General features: G+C 70.3%; 16 protein-coding genes and 2 tRNA genes. 7 read left to right on the top strand and 11 right to left on the bottom strand.

Annotation, left to right across the window (positions count from 1 at the left end; genetic code table 11):
• Positions 1-123: 123 nt before the first annotated feature.
• The 4 genes from K8638_RS19255 to murJ form a co-directional block, all read right to left on the bottom strand.
• A tRNA-Met gene (locus tag K8638_RS19255) sits at positions 124-197 on the bottom strand.
• 64 nt (positions 198-261) lie between these two features.
• Positions 262-335 (bottom strand) — tRNA-Met (locus K8638_RS19250).
• A gap of 104 nt (positions 336-439) precedes the next feature.
• Positions 440-2,389, bottom strand: coding sequence for a S1 RNA-binding domain-containing protein (locus tag K8638_RS19245; protein ID WP_223756016.1), 1,950 nt, complete (start codon positions 2,387-2,389; stop codon positions 440-442).
• A 281-nt stretch (positions 2,390-2,670) separates the two neighbouring features.
• Positions 2,671-4,362 carry a murein biosynthesis integral membrane protein MurJ gene (gene murJ, locus K8638_RS19240; protein ID WP_223756015.1) on the bottom strand — a complete coding sequence of 564 codons (1,692 nt, stop codon included), beginning with the start codon at positions 4,360-4,362 and terminating at the stop codon, positions 2,671-2,673.
• A 104-nt stretch (positions 4,363-4,466) separates the two neighbouring features.
• Between murJ and K8638_RS19235 the strand changes: the two genes are divergently transcribed.
• From K8638_RS19235 to K8638_RS19205, 7 genes are all read left to right on the top strand, one after another.
• Positions 4,467-4,961, top strand: coding sequence for a ferritin (locus K8638_RS19235; RefSeq protein ID WP_223756014.1), 495 nt, complete (start codon positions 4,467-4,469; stop codon positions 4,959-4,961).
• Between the two features lie 45 nt (positions 4,962-5,006).
• Entirely contained in the window at positions 5,007-5,891 is an 885-nt protein-coding gene (encA, locus tag K8638_RS19230; RefSeq protein WP_223756013.1) for an encapsulin nanocompartment shell protein EncA, read from the top strand.
• Between the two features lie 23 nt (positions 5,892-5,914).
• Positions 5,915-7,339: a sigma-54 dependent transcriptional regulator gene (locus K8638_RS19225; protein WP_223756012.1), complete on the top strand. Its 1,425-nt coding sequence runs from the start codon at positions 5,915-5,917 to the stop codon at positions 7,337-7,339.
• Positions 7,340-7,420: 81 nt separating this feature from the next.
• Positions 7,421-8,452 (top strand): M23 family metallopeptidase, encoded by a 1,032-nt coding sequence (locus K8638_RS19220; RefSeq protein ID WP_223756011.1) that lies wholly within the window; start codon positions 7,421-7,423, stop codon positions 8,450-8,452.
• 96 nt (positions 8,453-8,548) lie between these two features.
• The gene (locus tag K8638_RS19215) at positions 8,549-9,847 is read left to right on the top strand and encodes a hypothetical protein (protein WP_223756010.1); all 1,299 of its coding nucleotides are present in this window, start codon (positions 8,549-8,551) and stop codon (positions 9,845-9,847) included.
• A 368-nt stretch (positions 9,848-10,215) separates the two neighbouring features.
• Positions 10,216-10,554 carry a hypothetical protein gene (locus K8638_RS19210; RefSeq protein ID WP_223756009.1) on the top strand — a complete coding sequence of 113 codons (339 nt, stop codon included), beginning with the start codon at positions 10,216-10,218 and terminating at the stop codon, positions 10,552-10,554.
• An 8-nt stretch (positions 10,555-10,562) separates the two neighbouring features.
• Positions 10,563-11,105 carry a hypothetical protein gene (locus K8638_RS19205; protein ID WP_223756008.1) on the top strand — a complete coding sequence of 181 codons (543 nt, stop codon included), beginning with the start codon at positions 10,563-10,565 and terminating at the stop codon, positions 11,103-11,105.
• 119 nt (positions 11,106-11,224) lie between these two features.
• On the opposite strand, the gene rsmI is transcribed toward K8638_RS19205, so the two are convergent.
• The 7 genes from rsmI to K8638_RS19170 all read right to left on the bottom strand — a co-directional run bounded on the left by rsmI (position 11,225) and on the right by K8638_RS19170 (position 16,655).
• Entirely contained in the window at positions 11,225-12,055 is an 831-nt protein-coding gene (gene rsmI, locus K8638_RS19200) for a 16S rRNA (cytidine(1402)-2'-O)-methyltransferase (RefSeq protein ID WP_223756007.1), read from the bottom strand.
• 9 nt (positions 12,056-12,064) lie between these two features.
• The gene (locus tag K8638_RS19195) at positions 12,065-12,445 is read right to left on the bottom strand and encodes a YraN family protein (RefSeq protein ID WP_223756006.1); all 381 of its coding nucleotides are present in this window, start codon (positions 12,443-12,445) and stop codon (positions 12,065-12,067) included.
• A 50-nt stretch (positions 12,446-12,495) separates the two neighbouring features.
• Complete coding sequence (locus tag K8638_RS19190; RefSeq protein WP_223756005.1) at positions 12,496-14,394, bottom strand: chromosome segregation protein SMC; 1,899 nt, start codon at positions 14,392-14,394, stop codon at positions 12,496-12,498.
• A 95-nt stretch (positions 14,395-14,489) separates the two neighbouring features.
• Entirely contained in the window at positions 14,490-14,894 is a 405-nt protein-coding gene (rplS, locus tag K8638_RS19185; RefSeq protein WP_223756004.1) for a 50S ribosomal protein L19, read from the bottom strand.
• A 119-nt stretch (positions 14,895-15,013) separates the two neighbouring features.
• Positions 15,014-15,757 (bottom strand): tRNA (guanosine(37)-N1)-methyltransferase TrmD, encoded by a 744-nt coding sequence (trmD, locus tag K8638_RS19180; protein WP_223756003.1) that lies wholly within the window; start codon positions 15,755-15,757, stop codon positions 15,014-15,016.
• Positions 15,754-16,350, bottom strand: coding sequence for a ribosome maturation factor RimM (gene rimM / locus K8638_RS19175; protein ID WP_223756002.1), 597 nt, complete (start codon positions 16,348-16,350; stop codon positions 15,754-15,756). The genes trmD and rimM overlap by 4 nt, the downstream gene beginning before the upstream one ends.
• The gene (locus tag K8638_RS19170) at positions 16,347-16,655 is read right to left on the bottom strand and encodes a KH domain-containing protein (protein ID WP_223756001.1); all 309 of its coding nucleotides are present in this window, start codon (positions 16,653-16,655) and stop codon (positions 16,347-16,349) included. The genes rimM and K8638_RS19170 overlap by 4 nt, the downstream gene beginning before the upstream one ends.
• Positions 16,656-16,667: the final 12 nt, after the last annotated feature.

The raw sequence follows: 16,667 nt of genomic DNA, 5'->3' as shown, positions 1-16,667 counted from the left end.
CCGCTGGTCCCGACGGGGGCCGGGCGGGCCTCCAGGCGTCCGCCGCGCGTGAAGCACCGAGGCGGGAGGAGGCTGAAAAGCAATCGGCCCGGCCATCCAGGAGGATGACCGGGCCGATCCGAGTTGCGGGGGCAGGATTTGAACCTGCGACCTTCGGGTTATGAGCCCGACGAGCTACCAGGCTGCTCCACCCCGCGTCATGTTGTCTTCAACCACGGCGACCCGGTCTTCATTCCTACCGGGCTTCTTCGGTACAGCGAGTTGCGGGGGCAGGATTTGAACCTGCGACCTTCGGGTTATGAGCCCGACGAGCTACCAGGCTGCTCCACCCCGCGTCAGAGGCGTCAGCGGCGAGGGGTTAGTACCGCCCCCCGCCTGGAGCGTCAACACCTTTCTCCGGGCTGCTCTCCGAGGAGATCAGCACCGGAGAAGACGCGCGCTACTTGCGCATCTTGTTGAGCAGGTCGGCGAAGGTGCCGAAGCCCTTCTTGCCCGCGCCCTGCGGCTGCTGCGACTTCTGCCAGGCCTCCACCTCGGCGCGCTCCTCGGCGCGCACGGCGGCGGTGACGGACAGGCGGATCTTCCCGGACGGGTCGATGTCCAGGACGGCCACCTTCACCTCCTGGCCGAGCGAGTAGTGCTTGCGCAGGTCGGTACCACGCTCGGTGCCCGTCTCGCTGGCGGGGAGCAGGCCCTTGCCGCCCGGGAAGACGAGGAAGACGCCGTAGGGCTCGATGCGGTCCACCTTGCCCACGACGACCTGGCCCACCTTGGGACGGGGCGCGGCGGGCTCACGGGCCTTGGCCGGCTCGGCGGCGGCGGGCGCGGGACGCTCCTCGGGAGGACGCTGCGCCTCCTCCTCGGAGATGCGGCGCAGGCCGATGCGCTTTTCGTTCGCGTCGATCTTCTCGACGGCCACCCAGATGACCTCACCCTCCTTCACCACGTCGCGCGGATGCGCGATGCGGCGGTCGCTCAGCGCGGAGATGTGCACCAGGCCGTCCACGCCCGGACGCAGCTCCACGAAGGCACCGAAGGGCTGCAGGCGGACGACCTTGCCCTGGAGGCGGTCGCCCTCCTTGATTTCGGAGATGGCCTTCTTGAAGGGGTCCTCCATGCGCGCGCGCATGGACAGGGTGATGCGCTCCTTCTGCTTGCTCTTGTCGGGCGAGTTGGGCTGCGCGGGCTCCATGCGCAGGATCTCCACCTCGACCTCGTCACCGGCGTTGACCACCTCGCTCGGGTGGCCGACGCGCGTGTACGAGAGCTCGGAGACGGGAATCATGCCCTCCACGCCGCCCAGGTCCACGAACACGCCGAAGTCGCGCACGCCGGAGACCTTGCCCTTGACGACCTTGCCCTCGCCCAGGTTCTTGCGAGTCTCCGCCGCCAGCCGCTTCTGCTCCTCTTCCAGCAGCGCGCGGCGCGACAGCACCACGTTCCTGTCGCGAACCTCGGTGACGCGGAACTGGAGCTTCTCGCCGATGAACTGATCCGGCTTCTCCACGAAGCGCAGGTCGAGCTGGCTGATGGGGCAGAAGGCGCGGATGTCGCCGATGGCGACCTCGACACCGCCCTTGTTCACGCTGAGGACCATGCCCTCCACGGGCATGCCGGAGGCGCGGGCCTCGGCCAGCATGGCCATGGACGCGCTGCCCTTGGCCAGCGCGCGGCTGAGGAGGATGCCCTTGGCGCCCACCTCGATGACGTGGGCCTCGAGGCTGTCACCCACGCCGAAGCGGAGGATGCCCTCGTCGTCCTTGAGCTCGCGAAGCTCGATCATCGCCTCGCTCTTGGCGGACCCCTCCAGCGAAACGAACGCGGTGTCCGCGCCGAGCTGGAAGATGGTGCCCCGGACCTTCTCGCCCACGCGCACGCCGCGGCGACCCGGGGTTCCGCCCTCCTTGGCCTGCGCCTCGAACATCTCGGCGAAGGACTGGGACTCGGGAACCTCCTCGTACAGCGCGCTGGAGGGAGCGGGCGTCGGCGTCACGGGACGGGGCGCGGGAGCCGGCGTCGCGGCGGAGGCCTCGGCGGCGGCGCCGGTCTGCTCGGCGGTCGCGGTCGCGTCGGCGGGCTTGTCACCCACGGGGCCGCGCGTCTCGATGGCGCCGGAGGCGCGCTTCACGACGACCATGGGGCCGGACGGACGGCGCTCACCGCCACCGCGGCGCTCGCCTCCCCTCTCGCCACCGCGATCACGAGGCGGACGGTCGCCACGCGGCGCCCCCCCCTCGGGACGCGGCTGCGTCTCGCGACGCTCGCCGCCACGCTCACCCCCGCGGCCTCCTCCGCGCCCACCCCGGTCCCCCTCGCCACGGCCAGCGCCCCCGGAGGGGATGCCGAGCATCACGTCGCCGAAGGTGGCCTTCGGCTTCTTGGGACCCATCCCGCCCGGACCGCCAGAATTGGAACCGTTCTTCTCGTCGCTCACTGCGGAGACCTTCCTGAGACGTATTCAGCCCTGACTTCCCGAGAAGCCGGGCCCTGTGAAAAAGGCGGCGCACTCTACACGCGCGCCATGTCGGGAGGAAGCCAGATGACACGGGCGCGATGTGGGCCGTTGCCTCGTCCATAACCGGAGGCAGCGCGTCACAACATCCCCACCGGGTGTTTGCCATCCCAACCAGGTGTCGCCCGGCCCGTCAGGAACCGAGTATTCGCGGGCGTTTAGCGCACCAGCCGGAGCTTGCGGCCGACCTTGCGGAACACGGCGCCGGCCTCGGGGATGCCCATGGCCGCGGCCAACCCGAAGTAGACGGCGCCGAACGGGAGGGCCACCGCCACGAAGCCCAGGACCGGGTGCAGCCGGGGGGGCGCGAGCACCCCTCCCCCCCACTCCACCGCCACGCCCGGCATGGGGCCCAGCAGGGAGGTGAGCCCCCACCGCACGGCCAGCGCCACGAGCCCGGCCACGATGGCCGCGCTCCACAGCCGGGGCAGCAGCCCCTCGGGCATTCCCACCGGGCCCACCTGCTTCACCAGCTTGTGCCTCAGCAGGCCGGCCTCCAGCCACGCCACGAGCCCGCTCGCCAGGGTGAGCCCCAGCGCGCCCAGGTGCTCGGGCAGGCCCAGCCAGCCGGGCAGGTGCAGGCCCAGCACCCAGGCGCCCAGCGTGCCGGTGGCCACGCGCACCACCGCGAAGCGCAGGGGCGTCTTCGGGTCCTTCAGCGCATAGAAGGCGGAGGCATAGAGGCGGCCCACGGTGGAAGCCACCAGGCCCACCGCCGCCCCCATCAGCAGGTACCAGAGGTAGCGCGAGTCCGCCGCGTCGAAGCGGCCCGTCTGCAGGAGCGCCGCGGCCACCATGTCCCCCAGGAAGAGGAAGGCGGCGGCGGAGGGCACCACCCAGAAGGCGATGCGGCGCGAGCCGGCGCCGATGCGCTCGCGCAGCTTCGCGGCCACGTCCTGGCCCTCGCCCGTGGCGCGGGACATCTCCGGCAATTCGGCCGCGGACACCGCCATGCCGAAGAGGCTCACCGGGATGAGGTAGATGGTCTGCGCGTACACCAGCGAGGACAGCGCGCGGTTGGAGATGAGCGACGCGAAGGCGGTGTCCACCCACGCGCTGAACTGCACCACGCCGCGCCCCAGCACCACCGGCCCGAAGTTCCGCAGCACCTGGCGCACGGCCTCGCCCGCGAGCGACAGCGTCGGACGGAAGCTCCCCAGCAGCGTCAGCACCGTGGGCACCTGCACCGCGAACTGGAGGAAGCTGCCCAGCACCACGCCGTAGGCCAGCAGCTCCACCAGCCGCTCCTCGCCGTAGCGGCCGCCCGCGGCCACCAGCGTGAGGATGATGACCAGGTTCCACACCACCGGCGCGAGGTACGACAGCAGGAAGCGCCGGTGGCTGTTGAGGATGCCCAGGCACCAGGCGCTCAGCACCAGCAGGCCCGTGCCGGGGAAGAGGATGCGCACCACGGTGATGGCCAGCTCGCGCGCGTGGCCCTCGAAGCCGGGGGCGATGGCGTCCACGAAGAACGGGGTGAAGAGCATGCCCGCCGCCACCAGCACCGCGCTGGCCAGCGACAGGAGGCCGAACACCGCGCCCGCCACCCGGTCCGCCTCCTTCGTGTCCCCGCGGCCCAGCAGCTGCGCGTACACGGGGATGAACGAGCCGGAGAGGACGCCCTCGCCGAAGAGGTTCTGCAGGAAGTTGGGGATGCGCAGCGCCGCCTTGAAGACGGCGGCCGCCTCCGCGTTGCCCAGGTAGTGCGCGAAGACGCGCTCGCGCACCAGCCCCATCAGCCGCGAGGCCAGGATGCCGGTGGCCACCAGCAGCGCGCCCCTCCCTCCCGAGCGCGGGGGCCGGGATGGCGCGGGGGGCGGCGGCGGAGATACGGGCGTGGAGGTGGTCACCAGGGCGCGGACTCTACGCGGGCCGTTGAGTGGCATGAAGCGCGAAACCCACCCACCCTGTTTCACTTGACGGTCCCGCTCCAGGTTGCCAGGGTCCAGTGCCAATGGCCGGAACCCCCGACAGCGATCTGGACGACGTGGCGCGCATCCGCCGCGTCCTGGCACGCGAGCTCGAGACCATCAACGAATACGAGGCGTTCGCACGGGCCTCCTCGTCACCCGAGGTCCGCGCCTTCTTCCTCCACCTGGCCGCCGAGGAGAAGGAGCACGTCTCCGAGGCCGTCCACATGCTCCGCACGCTGGACAGCGGCCAGGACACGCACTTCACCAAGCCCTTCGTGCCCGGGCACTTCGAGGCGGCCGCCGGCGGGGCCGGAGCGCCCGCCGCCCCGGCTCCGGTGGACCATGGGCCCCCGGCCGCTCCGCCCCGCCCCGCCGTCTTCGGCCGCAATGGCCCGCTTCCGGCTGAGCCTCCCACCGCGCTGCCCCCGCAGCGCCTGATGTATGGCCTGCCCGCCCCGCCGCCCGCGGTGGACTCCCATCCGCTCACCATCGGCTCGCTCCGCCGGGGTGGAAGCGGCGGTGGTGGCGGTCGCTGATGTTCCCCTCCTCTCCTTTTGTTGAATCCCCTGGAGAACACTCCGATGCCTGACTTCCTTGGACATGCCGAGAACCCCCTCCGCGAGGAGGAGTGGGCACGCCTGAATGAGACGGTCATCCAGGTCGCGAGGCGCTCGCTGGTGGGCCGCCGCATCCTGGACATCTACGGCCCGCTGGGAGCGGGCGTGCAGACGGTGCCCTACGACGAGTTCCAGGGCGTGTCCCCGGGCGCGGTGGACATCGTCGGCGAGCAGGAGACCGCGATGGTCTTCACCGATGCTCGCAAGTTCAAGACCATCCCCATCATCTACAAGGACTTCCTGCTGCACTGGCGCGACATCGAGGCCGCGCGCACGCACAACATGCCGCTGGACGTGTCCGCCGCCGCGGGCGCCGCCGCGCTGTGCGCACAGCAGGAGGACGAGCTCATCTTCTACGGTGACGCGCGCCTGGGCTACGAGGGCCTGATGACGGCCAACGGCCGGCTCAGCGTGCCGCTCGGGGACTGGACGGTGGCGGGCGGTGGCTTCCAGGCCATCGTCGACTCCACCCGCAAGCTCAACGAGCACGGCCACTTCGGCCCCTACGCCGTGGTGCTGTCGCCGAAGCTGTACTCGCAGCTCCACCGCATCTACGAGAAGACGGGCGTGCTGGAGATCGAGACCATCCGGCAGCTCGCGTCGGACGGCGTCTACCAGTCCAACCGCCTGCGCGGAGACTCCGGTGTGGTGGTGTCCACCGGCCGCGAGAACATGGACCTCGCCGTGTCCATGGACATGGTGGCGGCGTACCTGGGCGCCTCACGGATGAACCACCCGTTCCGCGTGCTGGAGGCGCTCCTGCTGCGCATCAAGCACCCGGACGCCATCTGCACGCTCGAGGGCCCCGGCGCCGCCAACGCGCCGCCCGCCCCCACGCACCGCCGCTAGCCCCAGGAGACGACTGGCTTCCCATGGCGAAGGTCCTGGTGATCGACGACGAGGCGAACCTCCGCAAGGTGCTCGCCGCGATGCTGCGCCGGGACGGCTTCGACGTCACGGTCGCGGAGAACGGCGAGCAGGGGCTCGCCGAGTTCCACAAGAACGGCGCGGACATCGTGGTGACGGACCTGGTGATGCCCAAGGTGGGCGGCATGGAGGTGCTGAGCACCGTCCGCGCCGCCAACCCGGACGTGCCGGTCATCATCATCACCGCGCACGGCACGGTGGACTCCGCGGTGGACGCCATCAAGGCGGGCGCCTTCGACTACATCACCAAGCCCTTCGACCAGTCGGAGCTGTCCTCCGTCGTCGCCAAGGCCGCCAAGACGAACGAGAGCGCACGCCGCTCCGTCCGCCCGGACCTCAAGGCGCGCGCCGCCATCATCGGCGACTCGCCGCAGATTCAAGAGGTCTACAAGATCATCGACAAGGTGGCGGACACGCCCTCCACGGTGCTCATCACCGGGGAGAGCGGCACCGGCAAGGAGCTGATCGCCACCGCGCTGCACGGCGCCTCCAGCCGCCGAGACAAGCCGTTCATCAAGATCAACTGCGCGGCCATCCCCGCCACGCTGCTGGAGAGCGAGCTGTTCGGCTACGAGAAGGGCGCCTTCACCGGCGCCGTCACCTCCAAGCCCGGCCGCTTCGAGCTGGCTGACGAGGGCACCCTCTTCCTGGACGAGATTGGCGAAATCCCGGTGGAGATGCAGGTGAAGCTGCTGCGTGCGCTCCAGGAGGGCGAGTTCGAGCGCGTGGGTGGCATCAAGACGACGCGTGTGGACGTGCGCCTGGTGGCCGCCACCAACCGCGACCTGCAGGCGGAGATTGAGGCCGGCCGCTTCCGCAAGGACCTGTACTACCGGCTGGCGGTGGTGCCCATCACCCTGCCCGCCCTGCGCGAGCGCCGCAGCGACATCCCCATGCTCGCGCGGCACTTCGTGGAGAAGTACAACCGCCGCCTCAACAAGAAGATCGAAGGCATCGCGGACGATGCCATGGCCCTGCTCCAGGGGTACTCCTGGCCGGGCAACATCCGCGAGCTGGAGAACCTCATCGAGCGCGTGCTGCTCTTCGCGGACGGGCCCCTCATCACCCCGAAGGACCTGCCAGAGCCGATTCGCGGAGGAGCGGGCCAGCAGGCGGCCGCCGCGCCGGCGGCCCCCAGTCCCTCCATGGAGGTGCCCGCGGGCGAGGTGGGGCTCAAGGACATCGTCCGGATGAAGGCGGCCGAGCTCGAGCGCGACCTCATCGTGAAGAAGCTGGAGGAGACGGGCGGCAATGTCACCCGGGCCGCCCGCCTGCTGCAGATCAGCCGCAAGTCGCTCCAGACGAAGATGAAGGAGTTCGGCTTGCGTGACACCACACCGGACGGGCAGGAAGACGGCAACGACGAGTAGCTGGCGCGGGGGCGAAATTTCCCCGCGCGCGCGTCGGTTTCGCGCCCGCCCACTCTTCTTTTCAAAACCCAGGGAGCTTGCATGCGGCCGAACCTTCCCACCCTCGGTGCCCCTCCGAAGCGCAGTCCCTTCGGACCGGTGGTCGCCGTGTCCCTCATCCTCGGCGGTGCCGCCGGCGGCGTGTGGTGGTGGAAGCAACGGATGGCGAGCGCCACGCAGGAGACCGCCCAGGCCGCCCCCGAGGCGGCGGACGCGGGAGCCGTGGCTGCCGCGCCCGTTGCTCCGCCCGCGCCCGTGGACCCCGTGAAGGCGGCCGGTATGGAGCGCGCCTCGGTGCGCATCGACGGGCCGCTGGAGACGGCGCTCAACGCCGCCGCCGGCCCGGACATCGGCCCCGCCCTGGCGCAGGTGGTGACGCGCACCCTGGTGTGGTGGGTGGAGGTACCCGGGGAGATCCTCCGCGGCGACACGCTGGACGTGCTCTACCAGCGCCGTGAGAACGAGGAGCCCCTGGTGCACGCCGTGCGCTTCACCAGCGGCAAGCTGGGGAAGACGATGAGCGCCTACCGCTACCAGGCCGAGGGCGAGGCCAACGCCCGCTACTACCTGCCCGGCGGTGACGAGCTGGAGCTGCGCCTGGAGAAGTCGCCCATCGACGACTACGAGCAGGTGACGTCCCTGCTGCGCGACGGCCGCCGTCACAAGGGCGTGGACTTCCGCACCCCGGTGGGAACCCCCATCAAGGCGCCCTTCAGCGGCGTGGTGAAGCGCAAGAACTGGAACTTCGGTAGCAACGGCAACTGCCTGGAGCTGGTGGAGACAGGCGGCCGGGGCCGGCGTGCCCTCTTCCTGCATCTGGACGCGGTGGACAAGAGCATCAAGCCCGGCACGCGCTTCTCGACGGGCCAGGTCATCGGCGCCAGCGGCAACACGGGCCGCTCCTTCGCCCCCCACCTGCACTATCAGCTCATGACGCAGGATGACCGGGTGCTGGACCCCTTCGACCAGCACAAGACCTACCGCCGGTCGCTCTCCACGGCCAACAAGGCCCTCTTCGAAAACGAGGTCCGCCGCCTGGATGGGCTCCTCGGGACCTCGGTGGCCGGCAAGTAATTGCCACCCGTTTCTTGACACTCCTCCGACGGCGCGGCTAGCTGGAAGCCCCCCGGGCTTGCCGGAAGGCCCGAGTGATTCGTCGTCGGAGGTCGGATGCACAGGCTTCGCGCCGTACTTGCCGCGCTGACGCTGGGCGCGCCGTTCGCCGCCAGCGCGGCGGATATCACCCGGATTGCGTCGTCCTTCGAGGACGATGACCCGTTCGACCTCTTCATCGACGTGGGCTTCGAGCGCACCCAGACGCGCGCGAAGATCGTCCGGGAGGTGCTCGGTACCGTCCCCGAAGACCCCGGCGCGCGACCGCTGGAGTCGGGGCTCTGGTACAAGGGCGTGGACGCGAGGCTCAACATGAGGCTGGCCTTCGGCCTGTACCGGGACCTCGAGTTCTCCTTCACCCTGCCACTGGTGTTCCAGCAGAACGAGCGGTGGGAGTACACGTCCGAGGCGTCGAACGACAACTCTGCTGTCATCAACACGTGCGTGGACGCGAGCGGCGTGCCCATCTCGGGCTGCACAGACGAGACCAATGGGGACGTGCGCCTGTTCGGCGTGGCACAGGAGAGCTTCCGCGGCGGCCTGGGCAACATGCACTTCGGGCTGGCCTACGCCTTCTTCAATCAGGAGAAGGACGAAACCAAGCCCACGTGGATTGTCGGCCTGGACTACGAGGCCCCCACCGCGAAGCAGCGCGACCCGAGCGTGGACACCACGGACCCGGACAACCGCGGCAACATCGGTGACCGCGTCCACAAGTACCAGATCTACACGGCCCTCTCGCGCCGCATGGGCGTGGCCGAGCCGTACTTCAAGGCGCACTACACCATCCCCGTGCGCGGCCCGGGCATCTACTCCAACTGCGACCAAGAGTTCACGAACCCGGGCAACCTGGGCGCCCCGGACAACTGCGGCGACGGCCCGTGGACGCGCAAGGAGACGGGCATCAAGGCGCCGCAGCACCTGGGCATGCTTTTCGGCCTGGAGCTGGTTCCCTTCGAGAAGCCGCAGAAGCACCAGAAGTTCGCCCTGGACGTGCGCGGCATCGGCAACTACGTGGGCAAGGGCCGGTACTACAACGAGCTGAGCTCGGCGCTGCGCAAGCTGCTCAGCTCCGAGGACTACTTCCAGGTGGGCGGCATGCTCGGCGTCAACGCCCAGGCGGCCGAGTCCTTCACCATCCGCGCGGCCGGCACCTTCCTCTACAACACGGACCACACCCTCACCGCCGAGGACATTGGCCAGGACCTCGACGGCGCGGACGGCGTGAACGTGGAGCCCGGCTCGCCCGAGCTCAACCCCACCTTCGACTGGCGCTATGACCTGGTGTCCCGCCGCTTCCGCGCGGTGGAGAGCACCACGTTCCGCTTCGACCTGAGCGCCACGTTCAGCTTCTAGCGGACAGGCCGGGGAGCCAGGCCACGAAGTACCTGCCAGCTCAGCAGCAAGAATTCCCTGGCAAGAGGAACGAGGCCAGAAGCGGCGGGAGAAGACTCGCGAGCCCTACGTCAGGGCTCGCGTCTTTTCAGCGGTTCGCCGGGCACAGCCACGGGGCAGCAATGCGCACGGCATTTGACAGTTTCGCCCCGGAACGCGCCGTTGCCCTGGAGCAAATCCGCTCTCCTTGTCGGAGATGAGCCATGCGGCGCTTGGGTTTCCTGCTCGGGGCGTATCTGGTCCTGGCCCTACTGGGGTGCGGACATGGCGAGCCACACACCCGTCCCCATGCAGTAGAGCCCTGGCCGTCAGAGGCTGAAGGCGTACGGGTGAAGGGCAGCTCGGCACATGTGCGCATCCTGGCGCTCATTGCCCGGGGTGAGTTCGCCGAGGCGCAATTGCTCATCTCCGAGGCGAGCGCCGCGGGGCTCATCTCCAAGGAGCTGGCGACGCGCCACCTCCACCGCATCAGCGTGCTCACCACCAGGCTTGGAGACATTCCCGCCACCCTCCAGCGCGCGCCGGACTTCCCATCCCAGCTCAAGGACTACACCCTCTTCCAGATACGGCGGATGCTGGAGACCCGGGATTTCAGCCTGGCCACCTCCGCGCAGCTCCGCATGGCCGTCAAGCTCATCGAAGACCAGAAACGCTTGATGGAGAAATGAGCGTGGCCATGGACTCTTCCCGGCTTGAAGCACTCCTCGCCCGGCTGAAGGCCGCCCGTGACGCGGGGGGCGGCCAGCGCGGCAATGCCGAGCAGCTCCGCCTGCATCGGGAGCTGGTGAAGGACTGCCCCGCCCTCACCCCCAACCTGCTGGCGCTGGCACGCCTTGTCCTCACCACCGAGGAGCCCGGCGTGGACGCCGAGGCTTCTCTCACCGAGGCTGAGGGCCTGCTGGAGATGGCCGTCCAGGCCTCGGAACGAAGCGCTCCGGCGCTGCTTGAGCTGGCGTACTTCCTCGATGACATCCGGGGCCGTGAAGACGAGGCTCTGCGTCTCATGGAGGAAGGCGCCGCGCGTGCGCTCCAGTCCCTGGAGGACGCCTGGGCTGGGCTCCTCTTGCGGTACTCGCTGCGCGAGCAGCTACCGAAGGCGCTGGAGCTGGCCGTGCGGGCCGAGCAGCTCTTCCCGGCATCAGAGCGCATCCAGGACGCCGTGCAGTCCGTGCGTGAGAGTGCGCTCCGGGCCGGGCTGCTTGCCCCCCCCCGGGACTGACCTGCGCGACGGGGCGGGCGCCCTTCGAGGACCTGTTCTCCGAGCTGGACACCCACTTCGTATGCCCGCCTCTCCCTCCTGGCATGTAAGCCAAGCCCTGCTCCCTTCCCCCCGCGAACTCATCGCTTCAGCGAAAGCCCCAGCCGGTACACATCCTGACCGGCCCACCCCGCGCGGCGGGCCAGCTCGGTGCTCAGCGCCTTGAGCTTCTCGCCGCGCCCCAGTCCCTCCTCCAGCGCCTTGCGCAGCTCGTCCTCGGACCAGCGGCGCTCCCCGGTGCGGCCCTCCACCAGCACCACCACCTCGCCCCGGGCCTCCTCCGCCGCGTAGCGCGCCGCCAGCTCCGACAGCGTGCCCCGGGCGAACTCCTCGTGCAGCTTCGTCAGCTCCCGCGCCACGCACGCGCGCCGGTCTCCCCAGGCGTCCATCAGGTCCGGCAGCGTCTCCGCCAGCCGGCGGGGGGACTCGTAGAGCACCAGCGTGGCGGACAGGGACGCCACCTCCTCCAGCATGGCCCGGCGCTCCGCCCCCTTGCGCGGGAGGAAGCCCAGGAAGTGGAAACGGCCCGTGGGCAGTCCGGACGCGCTCAGCGCCGCCACCAGGGCCGTGGGGCCCGGAATGGGCACCACGTTCAGCCCCCGCTCCAGCGCCTCCGCCACCAGCTTCTCCCCCGGGTCGCTGATGGCGGGGCTGCCAGCGTCGGTGACGAGCGCGCAGTCCTCGCCCTCGGCGATGCGGTCCAGGATGCGCCCGGCGCGCTGGCCCTCCGCGAAGGCCGGCAGGCTGACCAGGTCCTTCCCGCCAATGCCGAAGTGGTCCAGCAGCACCCGCGAGTGCCGCGTGTCCTCACAGGCGATGAAGCGCACCTGCCGCAGCGTCTCCAGCGCGCGAGAGGTGATGTCTCCCAGGTTCCCGATGGGCGTCGCCACCAGGTAGAGCGTTCCAGCCATGGCGTCCTCTCACATGCCCGCGTCGAAGGCGCCGGGGATGTGCTCCACGGTGGCGCGCTCGCCGCGCCCCACCACCGAAATCACGTCGAAGCGCATCATCCGCTCGCGCAGGTCATGTGCGAAGAGATAGTGCAACGCCGCCTTCACCACCCGACGCTGCTTGGCGAAGGACACGGTGTGCGCCGGGTCTCCCCACACGGCCGTGGAGCGCATCCGCACCTCCACGAAGCACACCACCTCCCCGCGCTCCGCTACCACGTCCAGCTCCCCGTAGCGGCACGTCCAGTTGCGCGCCCGCACCCGCCACCCCTGGGCCTCCAGGAAGCCCACCGCCGCCTCCTCCGCCGCATTCCCGTACTCCCGCCGCTCCCACGGCGCCGCCCGTCCCATGCACCCTCCCCTGGCGGTCCTCCGCCATGGAGGGAATCCGCCGAGTCGGCCTACACGTTAACGGTGCCGTCCGACATCTGCGCGAAGCCAGGATGCGAAGTGACGTGCAGCACCTGCGTCAGCGTCCCCAGGTGCTTGAGCATGCGGGCGATGAGGGGCAGCTTCACCTCCTCCACGCCGGCGAAGACGTCCTCCAGCAGGAAGGGCCGCTTCACTCGGGCGCTCGCCTTCTCCACCACCGTCATCCGCAGCGCCAGGTAGTAGAGGTCCAGGTCCTTCGGCGGCAGCTCCCCCACGGGGATTCGCTTGCCGGGCGCGAGCGCGAAGCCCCGCCCTTCCTTGTCCCACTCGACGCCCTGGTAGCGCCGGTCCGTGAGCGCGGTGAGGTACTGGACGCAGCGCTCCTTCAGCATCCCCTGCACGGACAGCACGTCCGTGGTGAAGACGTCCGCGGCCTGGGACAGCAGCACCGGCGTCGGATCCTCCAGCGCCTCCGCCGGGGCCGGGGTGCCGTCCGCGCTCGGAGCCGCGGCCGGGGGCGGCGCCTTGGCCAGGGCGATGGACTCCTTCACCCGGGCAATCTCCCGCTCCACCTCGCGGACATCGCGCACGTACGAGCCCTTCTGCGCCAGCTCCGCGTTGAGCGCGTCGAGCTGCTCCTTCAGCGCCTGCCGCTGAGTGACGGCCGCAACGTAGTCCGGGTCCGCCTCCATGGCCTGGAGCTGATCCTTCAGCTCCACCACGCGCGCCCCCAGCAACTCCTTGCGCTCCAGCATGGGCGCGATTTCGTCCAGGCTCTCCACTCCAAGCGCCTTCTGCGCCATGCGCAGCGGAGCGGCCTCGGCATCGAACTCGTCCAGGATCTTCTTCTCCCGGGACTCGAACCGGTTCTCCTTGCTGCCGTGCCGGGACGCCTTCTGCAGGTCGTCCACGTGGCGCAGCGCCATGAACGCGGCCACGCCGAAGGCGGGGATGTCCAGCAGGGCCAGGTAGCGGAAGGTGTTGTCCACGCCGAGGCCCAGCCCGAGCCCCAGCGCGAGGAAGAGGATGCCCGCGCCCAGGCCCGCCCAGAAGACGCGGTTCTCCTTCAGGGGCTCCACGTAGGCGGGCACCGCCTGCGCCTCGGCGTCGCGGTCCGCGTTGAGCCGGGCCAGTGCGTCGTCCCGCTTCGCCACCACCTTGGGGTAGCGCTGCACGCGGGCCAGGATGTCCTGCGGCAGCCCGAGCGACTCCGGCGTGGGCGCGGCGCGCCACGCGGCCTCCGCCTCGGAGATGGCCACCTTCAGCCCGTCGGTGCCCTTGAGCCGCTGCTCGGCGTCGAAGACCTGCGAGGACAGGCCGTCCACCTTGAACTGGAGCTGGTCCACCTCCGCGGCGGACACCCGCTCCTGTTCCAGCGCGCGCAGCTTCGCCTCCGCGGCCGAGATGTCCTCCGCGGGAGCCACCGTGGCCGCCGACGCCAGCGAGGGGAACTTCCCGGACGTCTTGGGGTCCTGCTTCGCCGCCGCGGCCTTGCGCGGGCGCCTCGAGGGAAGCTGCCCGAGCTGCAGGCAGTACACCTGCTCGAAGGTGGTGCGCGGCGGCAGCCCCGCCTGGCCCCGGAGGAACTGGCTGATCTCCGACGAGTCCGAGGACACCAGCTCCGGCTGCTGCGTCGTCTTGTTCATCCGGTGCAGCGTCCCGGAGCCGCCCAGCTCTCGGAGGATGCGGTACGTCACCCCGTCCACGCCAACGAAGGTGAGGGCCGCCTTGCCCGACTTCGCCCCCGGCGCCATGAAGCTGGCGTCACCGCCGCGCCCGTCGGCGAAGAGCAGCGCGAGCGACAGGCCCGCCAGGGGACTGACCTCGGCCGAGGGCGGCTTGAGGACGAGGTACCCGGCCTTGAGCGCGAAGCGCCCCGCTGGAGAGAAGCCCCGGACGTTCTGGACGGCGACTTCGGCGAATTGCATGGCTCCCGCAGTCTAGCGCACATGAAAAAAGGAGCGCCCGGGATCGGACGCTCCTTTTCATGACAGCAGGCCAGCCCCTGGGGGCAGGCAGGCGATCAGGACGCCTTGGCGGCCTTCTTGCCGGCGGTGCCCGCCGCACCCTGAGCCGTGGGCTCCTCCTGCACGTCGACGCGGGCGGCCTTGCCCTTCAGGTCGCGGAGGTAGAACAGGCGGCTGCGGTTCACGTCGCCGCGCGAGAGGACCTCGATCTTCTCGTAGCGGGGGCTGTGCAGCGGGAAGATGCGCTCCACGCCCACGCCGAAGGACATCTTGCGGACGGCGAAGGTCGCGCGGTGGGCGCGGCCGCTCAGGCGGATGACGACACCCTCGAAGGCCTGCACGCGCTCCTTGTCGCCCTCCTTCACCTTCCAGTGGACGCGCACGGAGTCACCAGGCCGAAAAGGGGTGACGTCCTGGCGCAGGAACTTGGCCTCGACGTGCTGAATGGCGGCGTTACGCATGACGGACTCCGGAAAATCGGAAACTTACGCGCAGGGCGCGTGAAAGAGCGGGCCGTACTACCAGAGAGAGCGGGGTCGGACAAGCCCACTGATGCCCAACCCGCATGGAACGCACAAGGTTACAGCTCTTCCTCCCGCCGGGCCAGCAGTTTCTGATCGGCCGTCGAGAGCGCCAGGCGGGCGAACAGGTCCGGACGCCGCTCCCGGGTGAGGACCAGCGACTTCCAGCGCCGCCAGCGGGCAATCCGGGCATGGTCCCCGGACTGGAGGACGGCGGGCACCTCGGCCCCCCGGAAGACGGGCGGGCGGGTGTACTGGGGGTGCTCCAGCATTCCCTCCTCGAAGCTCTCCGTGACGGACGAGTCCACGTTGCCCAGCACTCCGGGCACCAGCCGCGCCACCGCGTCCACCACGGCCAGGGCGGCCACCTCTCCGCCCGTCAGGACGAAGTCCCCCAGGGACAGCTCCCCGTCCAGGTACGCCATCACCCGCTCGTCCACGCCCTCGTAGCGGCCGCACACGAGGATCAGCCCCGCCTCGTGGCGCACCAGCTCGCGCGCCGTGGCCTGGGTGAAGGCGGGGCCCCGAGGGCTCATCAGCAGCGCCCTCGCGCCCGGCAGGCGCGTCCGCGCGGCTTCAATGGCGGCCACCAGCGGCTCCGGCTTCATCACCATGCCGGCCCCGCCGCCATAGGGCGCGTCGTCGGTGACGCGGTGCTTGCCCTCGGCGTACTCGCGCACGTCGGTGACGGTGATGGACAGCAGGCCCTTCTCCTGGGCCTTCCCGAGGATGCTCGCCCCCAGGTACCCGGACACCATGCCGGGGAACAGCGTGAGGATTTCAACGGGGAACGGCGGGCTCATTCCCCGTCCCCGGAGCCCTCGTCCTCACCGCCCGTGGAGCCGGCAGCGGCGGCGGCGCGGGCCGAGCCCGGACGCCCCACCTCCTCGTACTCGGGCGGGCGGATGACGATGCGCCCGGCGGCGATGTCCACGGAAGGCACGAACTCGTCCGCGAAGGGCACCACCAGCTCCGGGCGCTTCGGCGCGCGGATGACGAGGTTGGGCACCTCGCCGGTGGCCCAGATCTCCTCCACACGGCCCAGCTCGGCGCCGGACTCGTCCACGGCGGTGAGCCCCACCAGGTCCCCCTGGAAGAACTCGCCCTCGGCCGGGGGCTCCAGGTCCTCGCGGAAGACGAACACCTTGGCGCCCACCAGGGCCTCGGCGTCGGTGCGGGACTCCACGCCCTCGAAGCCGACGATGTTCTCCTTGGGCGTGGGGCGCACTTCCTCCAGGAAGAGCTCGCGCTCCTCGCCGGCGCGGGTGCGCACCAGGACGCGCTCGACGACGTCGAGCGCCTCCGAGGCCGGATCGAACGTGCGGATGGCCACCTCGCCGTGCAGCCCGTGCGCTCGCGCCACGTAGCCGAGCTCGAGATGAGGCTGGGGCGTCACCGCGAGGCGTCCGGTGCAGCGGGCGGCGGCGCGGCCGCGCCATTGGGCGCGCTGGCCGCATTGCGCCGGTCGTCGAGGATTTCCAGGCGGACCTTCTGCCCGGACTTCTGGGCGGCGGCGCCGAGCAGCGTCCGGAGGGCGTTCACGGTGCGCCCGTCACGGCCGATGACCTTGCCGACGTCCTCGGGGGCGACCTTCAGCTCATAGAGCCGGGCGCCGTCCGCCTCGGACACGCGCAGGCCGACCTGGTCCGGTTGATCGACCAGGGCCCGCGCCAGATAGGTAAGAAGCTGCTCCACGTCCACTCAGTGAAGCGC

It is taken from the genome of Myxococcus sp. RHSTA-1-4 (genome assembly GCF_020037125.1).
In the GTDB taxonomy this organism is placed as follows: domain Bacteria; phylum Myxococcota; class Myxococcia; order Myxococcales; family Myxococcaceae; genus Myxococcus.
The sequence above is the reverse complement of the archived record's forward strand: the minus strand, read 5'-3'. Positions and strand labels throughout refer to the sequence as shown.